Here is a 17702-nt window from a genome sequence, read left to right on the forward strand (position 1 = left end):
CCGGTTCGGGGAGGGGCGGGGTGGGGAAAGAGTGACCACATGGGCGACCTGATCGAGCTGTTGTGCGAAGCACTCCCCGCGGAAGCGGTCCTCACCGACCCCGACGTCACCGCCTCCTACGCCAACGACATGGCCAGCTTCTGCGAAGCCGGCCGACCAGCCGTCGTCGTGCTCCCCCGCACCGTGGAACACGTCCAGCACATCATGCGCACCGCGACAGCGCACCGCGTCCCCGTCGTCCCGCAAGGCGCCCGCACCGGACTCTCCGGCGCGGCCAACGCCAGTGACGGCTGCATCGTGCTGTCGCTCGTGAAGATGGACCGGATCCTGGAGATCGACCCGGTCGAGCGGATCGCCGTCGTCGAACCCGGCGTCGTCAACGCCGTGCTCTCCCGCGCGGTCGCCGAACAGGGCCTCTACTACCCGCCGGATCCCTCCAGTTGGGAACAGTGCACCATCGGCGGCAACATCGGCACCGCCTCCGGCGGCCTCTGCTGCGTCAAGTACGGGGTGACCGCCGAGTACGTCCTCGGCCTCGACGTCGTCCTCGCCGACGGGCGCCTGCTGACCACCGGCCGCCGCACGGCCAAGGGCGTCGCGGGCTACGACCTCACCCGCCTCTTCGTCGGCTCGGAGGGCAGCCTCGGCGTGGTCGTGCGGGCCGTCCTCGCGCTCAAGCCCGCGCCGCCCCAACAGCTCGTGCTCGCCGCCGAGTTCCCCTCCACGGCGGCCGCCTGCGACGCCGTACGCGAGATCATGGCCCGCGGGCACGCGCCGTCCCTCCTGGAGCTGATGGACCGCACCTCGCTCCACGCCGTCAACGCGTTCGCCCACATGGGGCTGCCCGAGAGCACGGAGGCCCTGCTCCTCGCCGCCTTCGACACCCCCGACCCCGCGCCCGACCTGGCCGCCGTCGCCGAGCTGTGCACCGCCGCCGGGGCGACGGAGGTCGTGCCCGCCGACACCCCGGCGGAGTCCGAACTGCTCCTCCAGGCAAGGCGGCTCACCCTGCCCGCCCTGGAGGCGCTGAAGGCCGCCACGATGATCGACGACGTGTGCGTACCCCGCTCCCGGCTCGCCGCGATGCTCGACGGCACGGCCGCCATCGCCGAGAAGCACGGCCTCACCATCGGCGTCTGTGCCCACGCCGGTGACGGCAACACCCACCCCGTCGTCTGCTTCGACCCCGCCGACGAGGACGAGACGCGGCGCGCGCGGGAGTCCTTCGACGAGATCATGGCGCTCGGGCTCTCGCTCGGCGGCACGATCACCGGGGAGCACGGGGTGGGCGTCCTCAAGCGGGAGTGGCTGGCACGGGAGCTCGGCCCGGTGGCGATGGAGGTCCAGCGCGGCATCAAGGCGGTCCTCGACCCGCTGGGGCTGCTGAACCCGGGCAAGGTCCTCTGAGCGGGCCCGGCGAGGTCCGGTACGGTCCGGCGGCTCCTCGACAGGGCGCGGGCAGCCGTGCGTCCGGCCCCGGCACACCCGCGGATGGCGTGCCGGACTTCCGGCGGAGCGCTCGGCGTTCGCCCGGAGGGCGCCCACTTCATTCCTAGGGCAGACGTCCGTTTCCGGGGGCTTTCGCCCCCGGGCCCCGCCGCCCTCACGCGCCCAGGATCTCCCGCAGCGCCTCGTCCAGGGCGAGGTCCTCGGAGCCCGGGGCCACCACGCGGAGCGTCCGCTCCAGCCAGCCCGTGACCGGCCGCGCGGGCGCCTCGAGCAGCGCGTCGCCGTCCGGTGACGACAGCGCCATGCACACGACGTTCCGCCCTTCCGCCACGGTCGGCCACACCCGCACGTCCCCGTGCCCGGCCGGGCGGAAGAGGCCCTCCATCAGCAGGTCGCGCGCGAAGGTCCAGCTCACGGGGGTGGCCGAGGTGACGTGGAAGGTGATGTTGACGGCGTACGGATCGGCCGTCCGGTAGCTCAGCCGGCAGGGCACCGGAACGGTGCGGTCCGGCGACAGCACCAGGTCGATCTGCAGCTCTCGTTCCACCACGGTGTGCATGAAGTGCGCCCTCTCTGCTCTGCGTTCCCTCGGTGCGTGGCCCTTCGCGAACGGGCCCGCACCGGATAGAGCGCGTCGACCCCCACACCATTACGCGACTTCGCCTCATCGATGACCGGACTCTTCGCGTCGCGCCACCGGTCGCACGTGTGAGTGGTCCCGCCCGCGGGACGGCCGCAGAGGAGAGAGCCGTCTGATAGACCTGTCCGGAGCGTCCCTGGTTGCCTTTTGTGCATTGAGGTCACGAGGCACCGGAGCAGCGCACAGGACGTGACGCGCGTGCGGCAGACTGAGTGTTCGCCAGCCGCCCGCCCACGACACGACACCCAGCACGGCCGAGCAGATACGGGACATCGGACACCATGAGCGCTCCTACCTCAGGATCCGCCGACAGCAGCCCTGTGGAAGGCTTCTATCCGGACCCGTCCATTCCTGGCTATATCCGGTACTGGAGCGGCGCCGCCTGGGTGCCCGGCACGAGCCGGCCCGCGCCCGCCGAGGGCGAGCCGCTGCCGGCGCCGCCCTCCGGCTTCGCCGCGCCCGCCCCCGCGCTCGCCGCGCCCGTGCCGCCCACCCCGCGGCGCGCGGACACCCCGCCCGCGGGCGGGGCGCTGCCGGAGGAGACCGGGCCGATGTTCCTCGACGAGGAGCCCGCCCTGCGGGAGGCCCGCGCGGAAGCGGCGGATCCGCGCACCGGCGACGGCGGCCGTGGCGGCCGCGCCCCCTGGGACGCCGCCGGCGGCCCGGTGATCCCCGCCGCCCGCGACCCCCGCCTCCCCGCGAGCCAGGAGACCCGCGCGCCGGAGCCGCCGCCCGCGCGGAGCGAGGCCCCGCCCGCCACGGGAGCGGCCGGCCGGACCGGCGGGACGATCCAGCTGCGCCCGTCCGCGAGCCCGCAGCCCGTCTCCTCGCCCGCGCCGCGGCCCTGGCCCGGCCCGGCGGCCCAGGAGCCGCCGCCGCGCGCCCAGGAGGCCCTCAAGGACACGCGCTCGGCGCAGGAGACGCCCGTGCTGCCCGCCGTCCCCGAGCGGCACGCGCTGCCCGCCCCGGCGGCGCCATCCACCGGCAAGAGTCCCGCCGCCGGAGGCTGGGCGCAGCAGGTGCACCAGCTGGCACAGCAGCAGCCCGCCGCCCGCCAGGCCCAGGAGCGCGCGGAGCCGCGCGGCGGCGAGGCCCCCGCGCCCTGGAAGCCGCCCAAGGACGACCCGTTCCTGCGGGCCGCGCGGGAGCAGCAGGGCAGGCCCGCCTCCCTCGGCCGCCGCCTCCTGGCGCGCCTGGTCGACTCCGCCGTGCTGGGCGCCGTCGTGGGCGCCGTGGCCGTGCCGCTGTGGAACAAGTCCGCCGACCACATCGACGCCAAGGTGCGGCAGGCCAAGCAGTCCGGCCAGACCGTGACGGTCTGGCTGCTCGACGGCACCACCGGCCCGTATCTGGGCATCGTGCTGGGCGTCCTGCTGCTGGCCGGGCTGGTCTACGAGGCGTTGCCGACCGCCAAGTGGGGCCGCACGCTGGGCAAGAAGCTGTGCGGCGTGCGCGTGCTCGGCATCGAGTCGCACGACACGCCGTCCTTCGGGCAGGCCCTGCGGCGCTGGCTGGTCTACGGCGTGCTCGGCGTCCTGGCGGTCGGCGTGCTCGATGTCCTGTGGTGCCTGTTCGACCGGCCCTGGCGGCAGTGCTGGCACGACAAGGCGGCCCGTACGTTCGTGGCGTCCAACGGCCGCTGAGCGCCCGGCGCGCCGCCGCACTCGAACGGCATACGGCCGGATGCGGCCGCCGGAAGGCTGGGTTCTACTCGGGACATGAGCACCCCCGAAGAGCCGCCAGAGGACGACCCGTTCCTGAAGAAGCCCCAGGAGCCGCCCGCCTCGCCGCCCCCCGGCGGCCCGGGCCCCGGCCAGGGTGCCACTCCGGGCGGCGGCCCCTATGGCGGCGGCCCGGGAGCCGGTGCCCCGGGCGGTGGTCCGTACGGCAGCGCCTCAGGCGGAGTGCCGCCCTCCGGCGGCCCTTATGGCAGTGGCCCGGGCGGAGTGCCGCCGTCCGGCGGTCCGTATCCCGGTGGCCCCTACGGCGGTGACCCGTACGGCGGCGCCGGTGCTCCCGGCGGCGGGCCCGGCAATCCGTACGGCGATCAGTACGGCGCCAGGGACCCGCTCGCGGGCATGCCGCCGCTCGCCGCCCGCTGGCGGCGGCTCGTCGCCCGGATCATCGACGGCCTGCTCGTGTCCATCCCGGTCACCGCCGTCTTCTCGGCGGCCACCTGGGGCTGGGACTGGGACCTGGCGAACAACAACGGCAAGTCCACCAGCCTCGGCATCATCATCGCCGTCGTCTATTTCGTCTACGAGGGGCTGATGCTGACCAAGCGCGGCCAGACGGTCGGCAAGATGGCCATGCGGATTCGCGTGGCGATGCTGGAGAACGGCGCGGTCCCCGAAGGCACACCGGGCTGGACGCGCGCCGCCGTCTACTCCCTGCCCGAAGTCGTGCCCTGCTGCGGCTTCGTCTTCTGGCTGGTCAATGTGCTGTGGTGCACGTGGGATATGCCGTATCACCAATGCATTCACGACAAAGCGGCCAAGACCGTGGTGGTCTCAACCGCGCATTGAGGTCTCCGTCATCCGGGTCTCGGCCGACAGCGGCGCGCGCTGTCCGGGCAGCCGTCCCGCCCCGGCCGCGCGGGCCCGGCGGACCCTGGCGCGCAGTGACGCGCGGGGCATCGGCACGGTCACGGCGACCAGCAGTCCGAGGGTGAGGGCGACAAGGGCAATGACCGCGATCCCGGGCCCTGTTCGCGTCTGCGACAGCAGCAGCATGGCGAGGGTCGAGATGACGACGGTGGCCGAACCATAGGCTATCTGTGCGGGGGTCGGACGCGGCATGGCGGGATCCGTCCTCGGGGCAACGGGTGGGGTGCGGAGCCGGCTGGTGCGTACACCAAAACGACTCTATGGACCTGTCTGCCCGAGCGGAACTGCTGGTAAGCGTGACCTAATCCACGGTCTTGGAGCACGGGGGGCGCACACGGGCATGCACCTGTCCAACAGGTGAGACAGGCACGCCCGTTGGTGTCCGAAATCCGCAAGTTAAAGATCCCATAACGTACTTGGCTCGCCAAGGGTCAGTCAAGATCTGTCTTTTCTTGTCTCGTTCCGGTCAAATACCTCCACGGTTGTTACTGGGGAGGACAGACACAAGTGAAGATCAGCCAACGGAGGGTCGTCAGATCCGCCGCCGTGGCCACGGTCGTCGCGCTGGGCGCGGCGACCCTCTCGGCACAGGTGGCGAACGCGGCCGGGGCGGCAGGGCCCGACCAGCCCGCCGCCGTCGAGCGCCATGACCCGGCGCAGGCCAAGCAGGGCGTCGAGCACGACCTCAAGGGCCCCTTCAGCAAGAAGAACGAAGCGCAGCGCAAGGCCGCCCTCGACAAGGTGCTGGCCGGGGACGCGAAGACCGAGCAGCGGGGCGGCTCGCAGGTCGTCCAGCTGGGCAAGGGCAAGTACGTCGAGCTGGCCCGGCAGAAGACCGACAAGATCTTCACGATCCTGGTGGACTTCGGCGACAAGGTCGACGACACCACGATGTACGACCCGGACGGGCCGGACGGCCCCAAGCCGCCCGTCAAGAAGTACGGCGGCACACCGGGCCCGGCACACAACCGGATAGCCCAGCCGGACCGTGCGAAGGACAACAGCACGGCCTGGCAGAAGGACTACAACCGCGAGCATTACCAGGACCTCTACTTCTCGCACGACAAGAAGAAGGAGTCCCTCGCCAAGTACTACGAGAAGCAGTCCTCGGGCCGCTACTCGGTCGACGGCCAGGTGACGGACTGGGTGCGGGTGCCCTGGAACGAGGCCCGTTACGGCTCCAACTACTGCGGCTCCACCAACTGCCCCAGCGCCTGGGACCTGGTGCGCGACGCCGTCAACAAGTGGGTCGAGGACCAGAAGGCCGCCGGCCGCAGCGACGCCGACATCAAGGCGACGCTCGCGCAGTACGACCAGTGGGACCGCAACGACTACAACCACAACGGCAACTTCAACGAGCCCGACGGCTACATCGACCACTTCCAGATCGTGCACGCCGGCGAGGACGAGTCCGCCGGCGGCGGCGCGCAGAAGACCGACGCCATCTGGGCCCACCGCTGGTACGCCTACGGCTCGGACGCGGGCAAGACCGGCCCGGCGGACAACAAGGCCGGTGGCACCCAGATCGGTGACACCGGGATCTGGGTCGGCGACTACACCATGCAGCCGGAGAACGGCGGCCTCGGCGTCTTCGCCCACGAATACGGCCACGACCTGGGCCTCCCCGACGAGTACGACACCACCGGCAAGGGCGAATCGTCCGTCGACTACTGGTCGTTGATGTCGGCGGGCTCCTGGCTCGGCACCGGCAAGGAGTCCATCGGTGACCTGCCCGGCGACATGAGCGCCTGGGACAAGCTCCAGCTCGGCTGGCTCAACTACGACAAGGCGAAGGCGGCGACCAGGTCGACGCACAAGCTGGGCGTGGCGGAGTACAACACCAAGGACAAGCAGGCGCTCGTCGTCAACCTGCCGGACAAGGCGGTCAGGACCGACGTGGTCAAGCCCGCCGAGGGTGCCAAGCAGTGGTGGGGCGGTCAGGGCGACGACCTGAAGAACACCCTGACCCGGCCCGTCGACCTCACCGGCAAGTCCAAGGCCCGGCTGGACCTTTCGGGCTGGTGGGACATCGAGGCCAACTACGACTACCTCTACGCCGAGGTCTCCACCGACGGCGGCGCCGACTGGACCCCGCTCGACGGCACCGCCGACGGCAAGGCCATCACCCGGGACGGCGGCGACCGGCCCGCGCTGACCGGCACCTCCGGCGCGTACAAGAAGCTGGTGTACCCGCTGGACGCCTACGCGGGCAAGAAGATCGACCTGCGCTTCCGCTACCAGACGGACGGCGGCACCTCCGGCAAGGGCTTCACCGCCGACGCCATCAGTGTCACCGCCGACGGCACCGCCCTCTTCACGGACGGCGCCGAGGGCGACGACAACGGCTGGACCTCCCACGGCTTCTCGCGCATCGGCGAGTCCTTCACCAAGGACTACCCGCAGTACTACATCGCCGAGAACCGCCAGTACGTCTCCTACGACCAGACCCTCAAGGCCGGCCCGTACAACTTCGGCTGGAAGAGCACCCGGCCGGGCTGGGTCGAGCACTTCCCGTACCAGAAGGGCCTGTTGATCTGGAAGTGGGACACCTCGCAGCCCGACAACAACGTCGGCCTGCACCCGGGCACCGGCCGCATCCTGCCGGTCGACGCCCACGCCAAGGCGGAGAAGTGGGCGGACGGCTCGCTGATGCGCAACCGCTTCCAGGCGTACGACTCGACGTTCAGCTGGTTCCCGACGCAGGGCTACACCGTGCACAACGACGGCGTCGCCACCCGCGTCAAGGGCAAGCTCGGCACGCCGGTCTTCGACGACCGCAAGGGCTCCTACTACGACGAGAGCAACCCGACGGGCGGGGTGCGAGTTACTGACACCAACACCAGGATCCGCATTCTCACCGAGGCGCTGAACGGCTCCACGATGACGATCCAGGTGGGCCCGTCCACCCGGTAAACCGCCAGTAATCAGCGTTTTCGCAGGTCAGAGACGTATCGGCCGTCGCCCTCTAGCGGGCGGCGGCCGATCGCGTTTAGATGACTGTCGTGACGCTCTTATTGACACAGGTGGGGGAGAGGTGGCGCGGATGGCAGGTGGCGGGTTCATGAAGCTGCCGGGCGGCAGCGTGGTCGTCGCCCTGTCGCTGCCGACGCCTCCGGGCGGCGGCGCACCGCCCGGAGGGCGTGTCCGGGTCCTGGTCCACGCGGCGAACCGCGCGCGGGCGCTGACCCGCCTGCGCAACCTCGGCCTCCGGGCCGTCTACCTCAGGGGCAACAGCGAGCCCCCCACGCCGGACGAGATAACCGCGGTCCTGCATCACCCGGACGGCCTGGTCTGGCGGGCGGACCCGGGCGACGACACGGAATCCTGGCACCCGATAGCGGCCCTCTTCCCCCGCCGCTCGGCGGCGTAACCGCGGCAGGGGTGCGGACCGTTGCTGCCGGTCCGCGCGGGACCACGGTCGCGTCCGCCATATCCAGCCCGCCCGGCGTTCGAGGACGCCCCGCAGGGGATCCCGCCGCAGGCGGCGGTGGTCCGCACCCGGCCGACGGCCCGCAGCGGCCCTCACCCCCCGGAAAGCACCGGCTTGCCGCTCAGCTCCACGCCCGCCGCGCGGAGCTCGTCCAGGGCCTTCTCCGTCGTGTGGGGGGAGACGCCCGCCGTCAGGTCCAGGAGGACGTGCGTCGCGAAGCCCTCCGCGCGGGCGTCCAGGGCGGTGGCGCGGACGCAGTGGTCCGTGGCGAGGCCGACGACGTCGACCTCCGTCACGCCCCGCTCGCGCAGCCAGTCGCCGAGCGCCGTGCCGTTCTCGTCGGTGCCCTCGAAGCCGCTGTACGCCGCCGCGTGGGCACCCTTGTCGAAGACGGCCTCTATGGCGCCGGAGGCGATGACGGGCGCGATATTCGGGTGGAAGCCGCTGCCCTCCGTGCCGGCCACGCAGTGCACGGGCCAGGAGTGCTCGAAATCGGGCTGCTCGGAGAAGTGATCGCCGGGATCTATGTGGTGGTCGCGCGTCGCGACGATGTGCCGATAGCCGGGGGCGGCCTCACCGACGAGGTCGGTGATGGCGGCGGCCACGTCGGCCCCGCCGGCCACCGCGAGGCTGCCGCCCTCGCAGAAGTCGTTCTGCACGTCGACGATGATCAGTGCACGCTGCATAGTGCGGATCCTTTGTGAAGGGCCCTCGGCCGACAGTGCGGATCAAGTCGCTGTGACCGAGGGTAGTGACTCCCGTGGCGTATTGGGAGGGGGTCTCGGCGCGCCCGGACGGCGCACCGGTGGCGGTGCGCCCAGGTCAGCACGTGGACCCCGCCCGTCAGGCGTACTCCGTCGGCAGCACCGGCTCGCCGCGGGAGAGCTGGGTGGCCGACATCGGCAGTCCCGCCCGGGCCGTCCTGTGCCGGTCGCGGACGGCGTCCAGGGGCTCCCGGGCGACGGTCTCGCCGCCGCGTACGAGCTCCACGAGCAGCTGCCGGTCCGCGAGCTCCGGCGGCACCTCGCCGGTGCCCACGACCTCGGCCTCGGCCACGCCGTTCGCGTCGAGGCGGCGGGCGGCCCACTTGCGGCCGCCGACGGAGCTCTTGCCGCCCATCGACTTCTTCGCCACCGGCCGCAGCTCGGCGTCCGGATCGCCGGAGTCCGCGCGGGCCACCAGCTTGTAGACCATCGAGCAGGTGGGGTGCCCGCTGCCGGTCACCAGCTGGGTGCCCACGCCGTACGCGTCCACCGGCGCGGCGGCCAGCGAGGCGATGGCGTACTCGTCCAGGTCGCTGGTGACGACGATCTTCGTCCGGGTGGCCCCGAGCTCGTCCAGCTGCCGGCGCACCCGGTGGGCGAGGAGCAGCAGGTCGCCGGAGTCGATCCGCACGGCACCCAGCTCGGGGCCCGCGATCTCCACGGCCATCCGGACGGCCTCGGTGACGTCGAAGGTGTCCACCAGGAGGGTGGTGCCCCCGCCGAGCGAGTCGACCTGGGCGGTGAAGGCGTCCCGCTCGCTGTCGTGCAGCAGCGTGAAGGCGTGCGCACTGGTGCCGACCGTCGGAATGTTGTATCGGAAGCCCGCCGCCAGGTCGGAGGTGCTGGCGAAGCCGCCGACGTAGGCGGCACGGGAGGCGGCGACGGCCGCGAGCTCGTGGGTGCGCCGGGCGCCCATCTCGATCAGCGGCCGTCCGCCCGCGGCGGCCGACATCCGGGAGGCCGCGGCGGCGACCGCGGAGTCGTGGTTGAGGATGGAGAGGATCACCGTCTCCAGCAGCACCGCCTCGGCGAAGCTGCCCTCGACCCGCATGATCGGCGAGCCGGGGAAATAGACCTCGCCCTCGGGGTAGCCCCAGATGTCCCCGCGGAAGCGGAAGCCGGCCAGCCACGCGAGCGTCGGCTCGTCGACGATGTGCTGGTCGGCCAGGAACGTCAGGACGTCGGGGTCGAAGCGGAAGTTCTCCACCGCGTCCAGGACCCGGCCGGTGCCCGCCACGACGCCGTAGCGGCGGCCCTCGGGGAGCCTGCGGGTGAAGACCTCGAACACCGAGCGCCGGTCCGCGGTGCCGGACCGCAGGGCGGCCTGGAGCATCGTGAGCTCGTAACGGTCGGTGAAGAGGGACGTCGACGGCACAGCCACCGGCAGTCCCAGGTCCGCAGCGTTCACTTCGCCCTACCTCGCATTTTTGTCCTGTCCTTCGCGACGATGCTACCGCGAATACTCGTCAGAGTGACGATTTCTGGGGGGCTGTTTGCCGGGACCCGTTTGTGCGCCGGCCGGGCGTGAGTGGCAGCATGGGAGGCGTGAGCGTTGCCCCTGTTGAGATCGAACGTCCCGAGTCGAGCGAGGCGCCGTACGCGGTGGCGGAGCCCGATGTTCCCTGGGTCACGTTGGTTCACAACGACCCTGTCAACCTTATGAGTTATGTGACGTATGTCTTCCAGGCTTACTTCGGATATTCCAAGGACAAGGCCCATAAGCTGATGCTCGACGTCCACCAGAAGGGCCGCGCGACCGTTTCCAGCGGCAGCCGCGAGGAGATGGAGCGTGACGTGCAGGCGATGCACGGATACGGCCTGTGGGCGACCCTTTCGCAGGACCGCTGATGGCCGGGCACTTCGAGCCGCTCGCCGGCGGCGGGGCCGCCGTCGCGCTCGACGAGGTCGAGATCTCCATCCTGCGCAGCCTCGCGGTGCAGCTGCTGGAGCTGATCGGGCCGGGGGACGGGCAGGGCCCGGACGACGCGGACCCGCTCGCCCGTCTCTTCGCGGAGGGCCCCAGTGAGCCGCCCGCCGACCCCGCCCTCGCCCGGCTCTTCCCCGATGCGTACGGTGAGCCCGGGGCCGCTCAGGATCCGCAGGAGCGCGCGCACGCGGCCGAGTTCCGCCGCTACACGGAGAACGACCTGCGGGCCCGCAAGCGCGAGGACGCCCTCGGCGTCGTCCGCTCGCTGGACTCGCTGACCGCCGGCGGCGACCGCGGCGCGGTGCTGCGGCTGGCGCCGGAGGACTGCCGCCGGTGGCTCGGCGCGCTCAACGACCTCCGGCTGGCCATTGGCACCCGGCTGGAGGTCAGCGACGAGGACGACAGCGACGAGCTCTTCCGGCTGCCGGACGAGGATCCGCGCAAGCCGATGGTGATGGCGTACCTCTGGCTGGGGGGCCTCCAGGAGACCCTCGTCGAGGCGCTGATGCCCTGACCCGGGGACCGTCCGGACCCCTCGATTCCGTCCGGAATGCGAACACCCTTCACCGGGTGTTCGCTCATCGGACGCTCAATTCCGGATAACGATCGCGTTACCGTGCAGGCCGCCAATGAGCGGCCTTTTTGTATTTGTCCTACTTTAAAAGTGGCCCAGGCCACACGCGGGTAGACGATCTCATTGCGCCACGTGATAAATCTTCACGACCTGCCTCCGTGACGCCACCCATGTCGCGGCGGGAGCGCTTCGCCGGCCGACCGTCGGCACGCAGGACTCCATCCGGGGGGATCTGGACCCGGTCCGAATTTGTCGGACCGGTATGGAGAAAGGCGCACCACCATGACCTCTGAGCAGGTCGCGGACCGCTCCGCCGACGCGGAGGCCGCACGGCAGGACGGAAGCGGACAGGACGCTTCCGAGGGTTACCAGCGGGGGCTGGGCAACCGGCAGATTCAGATGATCGCCATCGGCGGTGCCATCGGCACCGGCCTCTTCCTCGGCGCGGGCACGGCCATCCACAGGGCCGGACCCAGCCTGATCCTGGCCTACGCGATAGCCGGCCTCGTCATCTTCTTCATCATGCGCGCGCTCGGCGAGCTGCTCATGTACCGCCCGGTCTCGGGCTCCTTCTCCGACTACGCACGCGAATTCCTCGGCCCCTTCTGGGGCTATGTGACCGGCTGGACGTACTGGCTCTTCTGGGTCGTCACCGGCATCACCGAGGTCACCGCCGCGGCCACCTATGTGAACTTCTGGTCCAAGGGCAGCATCCCGCAGTGGGCCTCGGCGCTGGGCTTCACGGTCGTCCTCTACTTCGCCAACCTGATCTCCGTGAAGCTCTTCGGCGAGCTGGAGTTCTGGTTCTCCATGGTCAAGGTCACCGCCATCATCGGCATGATCCTGATCGGCATCGGCGTGATCACCCTCGGCTTCTCCGACGCCGGTGACACCGCCACCTTCAGCAACCTCTGGTCGCACCACGGCTTCTTCCCCAACGGCATCAAGAGCACCCTGATGACGTTGCAGATCGTGATGTTCGCCTTCCTCGCCGTCGAGCTCGTCGGCGTCACCGCGGGCGAGGCCAAGGACCCCAGGAAGACCCTCCCCAAGGCGATCAACACCGTCCCGTGGCGGATCGCGGTCTTCTACATCGGCGCCCTCGTCATCATCCTGGCCGTCGTGCCGTGGACCGAGTTCATGCCCGGCGTCAGCCCCTTCGTGGCCGCCTTCGAGAAGATCGGCCTCCCCGCGGGCGCCGGCATCGTCAACTTCGTCGTCCTCACCGCGGCCCTCTCCTCCTGCAACTCCGGGATGTACTCCACCGGCCGCATGCTGCGCGACCTCGCGCTCAACGGCCAGGGCCCGAAGTTCTTCGCCCAGCTGACGAAGAAGGGCCTGCCGCTGCGCGGCACGACCGCCTCCGCCGCCCTGATGCTGGTCGGCGTCTGGATCAACTACCAGTGGCCGGGCCAGGCGTTCACCTACGTCGTCTCCTTCGCCACCATCTCCGGCATGTGGGCCTGGATCATGATCCTCGTGGCCCAGCTCCGCTACCGCTGGATGGCGAACAAGGGCCTCCTCCCGCAGTCCGCGTTCAAGGCCCCCGGCGCGCCCTGGACCAGCGCCTTCGCGCTCGCCTTCATCTTCATGGTGATCGTGCTGATGGGCATCGACAAGGACTCCCGGGTCTCGCTCTACTGCGCCCCCGTCTGGGCCGCGCTCATGGTCGTCTCCTACTACACGCTCAAGCGCCGCAACCCGCAGGCGTTCACCCGCAAGTCCCCCGAGCACTACGCGCAACTGGCGGCAGCCACCCGCGCGGAGCCGTAACGCTGACGCCGCGCCGCGCGGCGGTTGGTTGTTGAGCTTGCTCAAACTCCCCCACGGGCTTGATTCGGCCGCTGCGTCGGCCGGATCAAGCCCGTCCGGCGTTCGAGGACACCGCCGCGCGGGCGGTGGTGCGGACGACTCGGCCCGCAGGGGCAAGACGTGCGCCAGCCGCCCAAGGTCCGCCCTCACACCTCGTGCTTATCCTTGCCCCCATGCTGACCATCACCCAGGACCTCCACGACCGGATCGTCGCCCACGCCCGCGCCGACCACCCCGACGAGGCGTGCGGCGTGGTCGCCGGTCCCGCCGGCAGCGACCGGCCCGAGCGCTTCGTCCCCATGCTCAACGCGGCCCGCTCGCCCACCTTCTACGAGTTCGACTCCGCCGACCTCCTCAAGCTCTACCGCGAGATGGACGACCGCGACGAGGAACCCGTCGTCATCTACCACTCGCACACCGCCACCGAGGCCCACCCGTCCCGCACGGACATCAGCTACGCGAACGAGCCCGGCGCCCACTACGTCCTCGTCTCCACCGCCGACACCGACGACGCCGGCCCCTTCCAGTTCCGCTCCTTCCGGATCGTCGACGGCACGGTGACCGAGGAAGAGGTCCGCGTGGTGACCGCGTACTGAGTGACCGCCTACGGGGTGACTGCCCACTGAGACCGGAGGGTCCGCATGCCGGGACGAACTTCCGGGGCGCGCACAGGGAATCGATACGATGCGCCCATGGTTGCCGACAACGTGAGCGACAGGACGCCGAGCAGCACGCTGCTCACGGCGCGGCTCCACGTCGACCTGTGCCGGCTCGCCGGTGCGCTGTGTCCGCGCGGCGCCGCCGCGTGACCCCCGCGGCGCGCACGCCTTCCCGTCGCCGCCGCCCCTCCCCGCACTCCGACAGGAGCACACCCATGGCCATCGAGGTCCGCATCCCGACCATCCTCCGCACCTACACCGACGGCGAGAAGGCCGTCCAGGGCGAGGGGGCCACGATCGACGAGCTCTTCAAGAACCTCGACGCCCGCCACCCCGGCATCCGCGAGCGCCTGGTCGACGAGGCAGCCGGCGGCGAACTGCGCCGCTTCGTCAACGTCTACCTCAACGACGAGGACGTCCGCTTCCTCGCGGGCATCGCCACCGGACTCGACGACGGCGACAGCGTCACCATCCTCCCGGCCGTGGCCGGCGGCATGGTCTGATCGGCGGGATCTCCGTGCGCTACGACAGCCCGCTGGCAGCGGTCGGCAACACCCCGCTCGTCCGCCTGCCGAGGCTCTCCCCCTCCGGCACCGTCCGGCTGTGGGCCAAGCTGGAGGACCGCAACCCCACCGGCTCGGTCAAGGACCGCCCGGCCCTGCACATGATCGAGCAGGCCGAGCGGGCCGGCCGGCTCACGCCCGGCTGCACCATCCTGGAGCCCACCTCCGGCAACACCGGCATCTCGCTGGCCATGGCGGCCCGCCTCAAGGGCTACCGCATCGTCTGCGTCATGCCGGAGAACACCAGCGAGGAGCGCCGCCGGCTGCTGGCCATGTGGGGCGCGGAGATCATCCCCTCACCCGCCGCCGGGGGCTCCAACACCGCCGTGCGCAAGGCCAAGGAGCTCGCCGCGGAGCACCCCGACTGGGTGATGCTCTATCAGTACGGCAACCCCGACAACGCCGGCGCGCACTACGCCACCACCGGCCCCGAGATCCTCGCGGACCTCCCCGAGATCACCCACTTCGTCGCCGGCCTCGGCACCACCGGCACCCTCATGGGCGTCGGCCGTTACCTGCGCGAGCACGTGCCCGGCGTACGGATCGTGGCCGCCGAGCCCCGCTACGACGACCTCGTCTACGGGCTGCGCAACCTCGACGAGGGCTTCGTGCCCGAGCTCTACGACGAGTCCGTGCTCACCACGCGCTACTCCGTCGGCTCCGAGGACGCCGTCCGCCGCACCCGGCAACTCCTCGCCGAGGAGGGCATCTTCGCCGGGATCTCCACCGGCGCCGCCCTGCACGCGGCGCTCGGGGTGGCCCGCAAGGCCGAACGGGCCGGGGAGCGCGCCGACATCGCCTTCGTCGTCGCCGACGGTGGCTGGAAGTACCTCTCCACCGGCGTCTACACCGCGGCCACCGACGAGGAGGCCGTCGGCGTCCTGCACGGCCAGCTCTGGGCGTGACGGGTCCCGCCCCCGCCGCCCCCGGCCGGCGGGGGCGGGAACAGGCTGGCCGGGAGTAGTCTCGACACCGCCGCCCCGCGGCATACGCGTCCGTACCGGTGACTTCAACCACAACCGAACCTCGCGGAGGAGCGACCGCCGACTTCGCGCCTTACGCTCGACGGACCGCATGGCCCCCCGTAACCAGCCCACGGAGGTTCAGGCCCGCATGAAGCTCACCGTCGTCGGATGCTCGGGGTCGTTCCCGTCCACGGAATCGCCCTGTTCGAGCTACCTCGTAGAGGCCGACGGCTTCCGGCTGCTCCTCGACATGGGCAACGGTGCCCTCGGCGAGTTGCAGCGCCACATCGGTCTCTACGACCTCGACGCCATCCTGCTGTCGCACCTGCATCCCGATCACTGCATCGACATGTGCGGCTATTTCGTCGCCCGCTACTACCGTCACGAAGGCGGCCGGGCGGAGGCCATCCCCGTCCACGGCCCCGAGGGCACCGAGCAGCGGCTCACCACCGCCTACGGCGACGTGGGCGAGAGCTGCATGGCGGAGGTCTTCGACTTCCGCACCCTGAAACCGGGCGCCTTCACCCTGGGCCCGCTGACCGTGCGCACGGACCGCGTCCGCCACCCCGTCGAGGCGTTCGCCTTCCGCGTCGAGCACGACGGCAGCGCGCTCGTCTACTCCGGCGACACCGGCCCCTGCCAGGCCCTCCACGAGCTGTCCGTGGGCGCCGACCTCCTGCTGTGCGAGGCGTCGTTCACCCATGGCAAGGAGGACATCCCCGACCTCCACCTCAACGGCCTGGAGGCCGGCGAGCACGCCGCCCGCGCCGGTGTCGGGCGCCTGGTGCTCACGCACATCCCGCCGTGGACGGACCCGCTGACCAACCTCCGCGATGCCCGGGCCGCCTTTGCCGGGCCGGTCGAGCTGGCCCGGACCGGGGCGGTCTACGAGATTTAGCCGAGGTAATGGCAGTCAAAAGGCGACAAGGGGAAGGGCCCCGGAATCCGATGGATTCCGGGGCCCTTCCCCTTGTTTTCCAGATTTCCGGGAATTCCCGGGGAGTGTCAGGCCTTGAGCTCGGCCGACTCCTCCTCGGATTCACGGCCCGGCGTCTTCAGATCGAACTTGATGATGGCGAAGCGGAAGACCACGTAGTAGACCGCCGCGAAGCACAGACCCACCAGCGCCAGCAGCCACGGCTTCGAGGCGATGCCGAGGTTCAGCAGGAAGTCGATCGCGCCGGCGGAGAAGCCGAAGCCGTCCTTCATGCCGAGCGCCCAGGTCAGCGCCATGGAGACACCGGTCAGCACCGCGTGGATCGCGTACAGCACCGGGGCGACGAACATGAACGTGAACTCGATCGGCTCGGTCACGCCCGTGACGAAGGCGGTGGCCGCGAGGGAGAACATCATGCCGCCGACGACCTTGCGGTTCTCGGGGCGGGCGCAGTGCACGATCGCCAGGCACGCGGCCGGCAGCGCGAACATCATGATCGGGAAGAAGCCGGTCATGAACTGGCCGGCGTTCGGGTCACCCGCGAGGAAGCGCGCGATATCGCCGTTGACGGTGCCCTTGGCGCCGTCGTACGAACCGGCCTGGAACCACGGGAAGGAGTTGAGCAGGTGGTGCATGCCGACCGGGATCAGCGCGCGGTTGGCGACACCGAATATGCCCGCGCCGACGGCGCCTGAGCCGACCAGCCACTCACCGAAGTTGTGCAGGCCGGTGCCCAGCACCGGCCAGATGTAGCCGAAGGCCACACCGATGATGAGGCCCGCGAAGGACGACAGGATCGGCACCAGGCGGCGGCCGCCGAAGAAGCCCGCCCAGTCCGGCAGTTTGGTGCGGTAGAAGCGCTGGTAGAGTAGCGCGACCACGAGGCCCATGACGACACCGCCGAGGACCTTGGCGTCGACCGCCTGCTCCACCATGGCGACCTTGTGGTCGACCACGGCCTCCTTCTTCGGCAGGCTGCCGTCGGTGAAGGTGCCCAGCACCTTCTGGAAGACCAGATAACCGGCCACGGCGGCCAGCGCGGTGGAGCCGTCCGACTTCTTGGCGTAGCCGATCGCGACACCGACGGCGAACAGCAGCGCCATGTTGTCGAGAATGGCGCCGCCACCGGCGGACATGAACTCGGCGATCTTGTTCAGGAACGCCGGGAAGGACTTCCTGCCCAGCATGTCGTCCTGGCCCAGGCGGACCATCAGCGCGGCCGCGGGGAGCACCGCGACCGGCAGCATCAGGCTGCGGCCGATGCGCTGCGCGACGCCCATGGCACCGGCGCCGAACTTCTTCTTCTCCGGCGCGGCGTCATCAGGCGCCGTCTTCGCCGCCTTGGCGCTCTTACTCATCGGATTCCTCCAGGTGAG

The 17702-nt window shown here is 70.8% G+C and carries 18 protein-coding genes; 13 read left to right on the forward strand and 5 right to left on the reverse strand.

Annotation, left to right across the window (positions count from 1 at the left end; all coding sequences use genetic code 11):
* The first annotated feature begins 39 nt into the window (after positions 1-39).
* Entirely contained in the window at positions 40-1407 is a 1368-nt protein-coding gene (locus ACH427_RS06735) for an FAD-binding oxidoreductase (protein ID WP_398868333.1), read from the forward strand.
* Positions 1408-1603: 196 nt separating this feature from the next.
* Here ACH427_RS06735 and ACH427_RS06740 read toward each other — a convergent pair whose 3' ends face one another.
* Positions 1604-2008 (reverse strand): SsgA family sporulation/cell division regulator, encoded by a 405-nt coding sequence (locus ACH427_RS06740; RefSeq protein ID WP_398868334.1) that lies wholly within the window; start codon positions 2006-2008, stop codon positions 1604-1606.
* Positions 2009-2370: 362 nt separating this feature from the next.
* On the opposite strand from ACH427_RS06740, the gene ACH427_RS06745 reads away from it, so the two are divergent.
* Positions 2371-3732, forward strand: coding sequence for an RDD family protein (locus ACH427_RS06745; RefSeq protein WP_398868335.1), 1362 nt, complete (start codon positions 2371-2373; stop codon positions 3730-3732).
* A gap of 75 nt (positions 3733-3807) precedes the next feature.
* Positions 3808-4614 carry an RDD family protein gene (locus ACH427_RS06750; RefSeq protein ID WP_398868336.1) on the forward strand — a complete coding sequence of 269 codons (807 nt, stop codon included), beginning with the start codon at positions 3808-3810 and terminating at the stop codon, positions 4612-4614.
* Here the strand turns inward: ACH427_RS06750 and ACH427_RS06755 are convergent.
* Positions 4600-4887, reverse strand: a complete 288-nt coding sequence (locus tag ACH427_RS06755; RefSeq protein ID WP_398868337.1) for a hypothetical protein — start codon at positions 4885-4887, stop codon at positions 4600-4602. The two genes, ACH427_RS06750 and ACH427_RS06755, sit on opposite strands and share 15 nt — an antisense overlap.
* A 315-nt stretch (positions 4888-5202) precedes the next feature.
* Between ACH427_RS06755 and ACH427_RS06760 the strand changes: the two genes are divergently transcribed.
* Both ACH427_RS06760 and ACH427_RS06765 read left to right on the forward strand, forming a co-directional pair.
* Complete coding sequence (locus ACH427_RS06760) at positions 5203-7608, forward strand: immune inhibitor A domain-containing protein (protein ID WP_398868338.1); 2406 nt, start codon at positions 5203-5205, stop codon at positions 7606-7608.
* A 130-nt stretch (positions 7609-7738) separates the two neighbouring features.
* On the forward strand, positions 7739-8065 hold the full coding sequence (locus tag ACH427_RS06765; RefSeq protein ID WP_398868339.1) for a hypothetical protein: 327 nt from the start codon (positions 7739-7741) through the stop codon (positions 8063-8065).
* A gap of 152 nt (positions 8066-8217) precedes the next feature.
* Here the strand turns inward: ACH427_RS06765 and ACH427_RS06770 are convergent, their stop codons facing one another.
* A complete protein-coding gene (locus ACH427_RS06770) occupies positions 8218-8811 on the reverse strand; it encodes an isochorismatase family protein (protein ID WP_398868340.1) in 594 nt (197 codons plus the stop codon).
* 157 nt (positions 8812-8968) lie between these two features.
* On the reverse strand, positions 8969-10297 hold the full coding sequence (locus tag ACH427_RS06775; protein ID WP_398868341.1) for a nicotinate phosphoribosyltransferase: 1329 nt from the start codon (positions 10295-10297) through the stop codon (positions 8969-8971).
* Positions 10298-10425: 128 nt separating this feature from the next.
* Between ACH427_RS06775 and clpS the strand changes: the two genes are divergently transcribed.
* The 8 genes from clpS (at position 10426) to ACH427_RS06815 (ending at position 16287) form a co-directional block, all read left to right on the forward strand.
* On the forward strand, positions 10426-10737 hold the full coding sequence (gene clpS / locus ACH427_RS06780; protein WP_398868342.1) for an ATP-dependent Clp protease adapter ClpS: 312 nt from the start codon (positions 10426-10428) through the stop codon (positions 10735-10737).
* A complete protein-coding gene (locus ACH427_RS06785) occupies positions 10737-11330 on the forward strand; it encodes a DUF2017 domain-containing protein (RefSeq protein ID WP_398868343.1) in 594 nt (197 codons plus the stop codon). Before clpS ends, ACH427_RS06785 begins: the two co-directional genes overlap by 1 nt.
* 342 nt (positions 11331-11672) lie before the next feature.
* Positions 11673-13163 carry an amino acid permease gene (locus ACH427_RS06790; RefSeq protein ID WP_398868344.1) on the forward strand — a complete coding sequence of 497 codons (1491 nt, stop codon included), beginning with the start codon at positions 11673-11675 and terminating at the stop codon, positions 13161-13163.
* Between the two features lie 212 nt (positions 13164-13375).
* The gene (locus tag ACH427_RS06795) at positions 13376-13798 is read left to right on the forward strand and encodes a Mov34/MPN/PAD-1 family protein (protein ID WP_398868345.1); all 423 of its coding nucleotides are present in this window, start codon (positions 13376-13378) and stop codon (positions 13796-13798) included.
* A gap of 96 nt (positions 13799-13894) precedes the next feature.
* On the forward strand, positions 13895-14011 hold the full coding sequence (locus ACH427_RS06800) for a putative leader peptide (RefSeq protein WP_361523696.1): 117 nt from the start codon (positions 13895-13897) through the stop codon (positions 14009-14011).
* A gap of 65 nt (positions 14012-14076) precedes the next feature.
* A complete protein-coding gene (locus tag ACH427_RS06805; protein WP_398868346.1) occupies positions 14077-14364 on the forward strand; it encodes a MoaD/ThiS family protein in 288 nt (95 codons plus the stop codon).
* Positions 14365-14378: 14 nt separating this feature from the next.
* On the forward strand, positions 14379-15329 hold the full coding sequence (locus ACH427_RS06810; RefSeq protein WP_398868348.1) for a PLP-dependent cysteine synthase family protein: 951 nt from the start codon (positions 14379-14381) through the stop codon (positions 15327-15329).
* A gap of 208 nt (positions 15330-15537) precedes the next feature.
* Positions 15538-16287 (forward strand): MBL fold metallo-hydrolase, encoded by a 750-nt coding sequence (locus ACH427_RS06815; RefSeq protein ID WP_398868580.1) that lies wholly within the window; start codon positions 15538-15540, stop codon positions 16285-16287.
* A 107-nt stretch (positions 16288-16394) separates the two neighbouring features.
* Here ACH427_RS06815 and ACH427_RS06820 read toward each other — a convergent pair whose 3' ends face one another.
* Positions 16395-17684: a PTS transporter subunit EIIC gene (locus ACH427_RS06820; protein ID WP_398868349.1), complete on the reverse strand. Its 1290-nt coding sequence runs from the start codon at positions 17682-17684 to the stop codon at positions 16395-16397.
* Positions 17685-17702 lie beyond the last annotated feature (18 nt).

This window comes from Streptomyces sp. NPDC020379 (assembly GCF_044387105.1).
Lineage (GTDB): Bacteria > Actinomycetota > Actinomycetes > Streptomycetales > Streptomycetaceae > Streptomyces.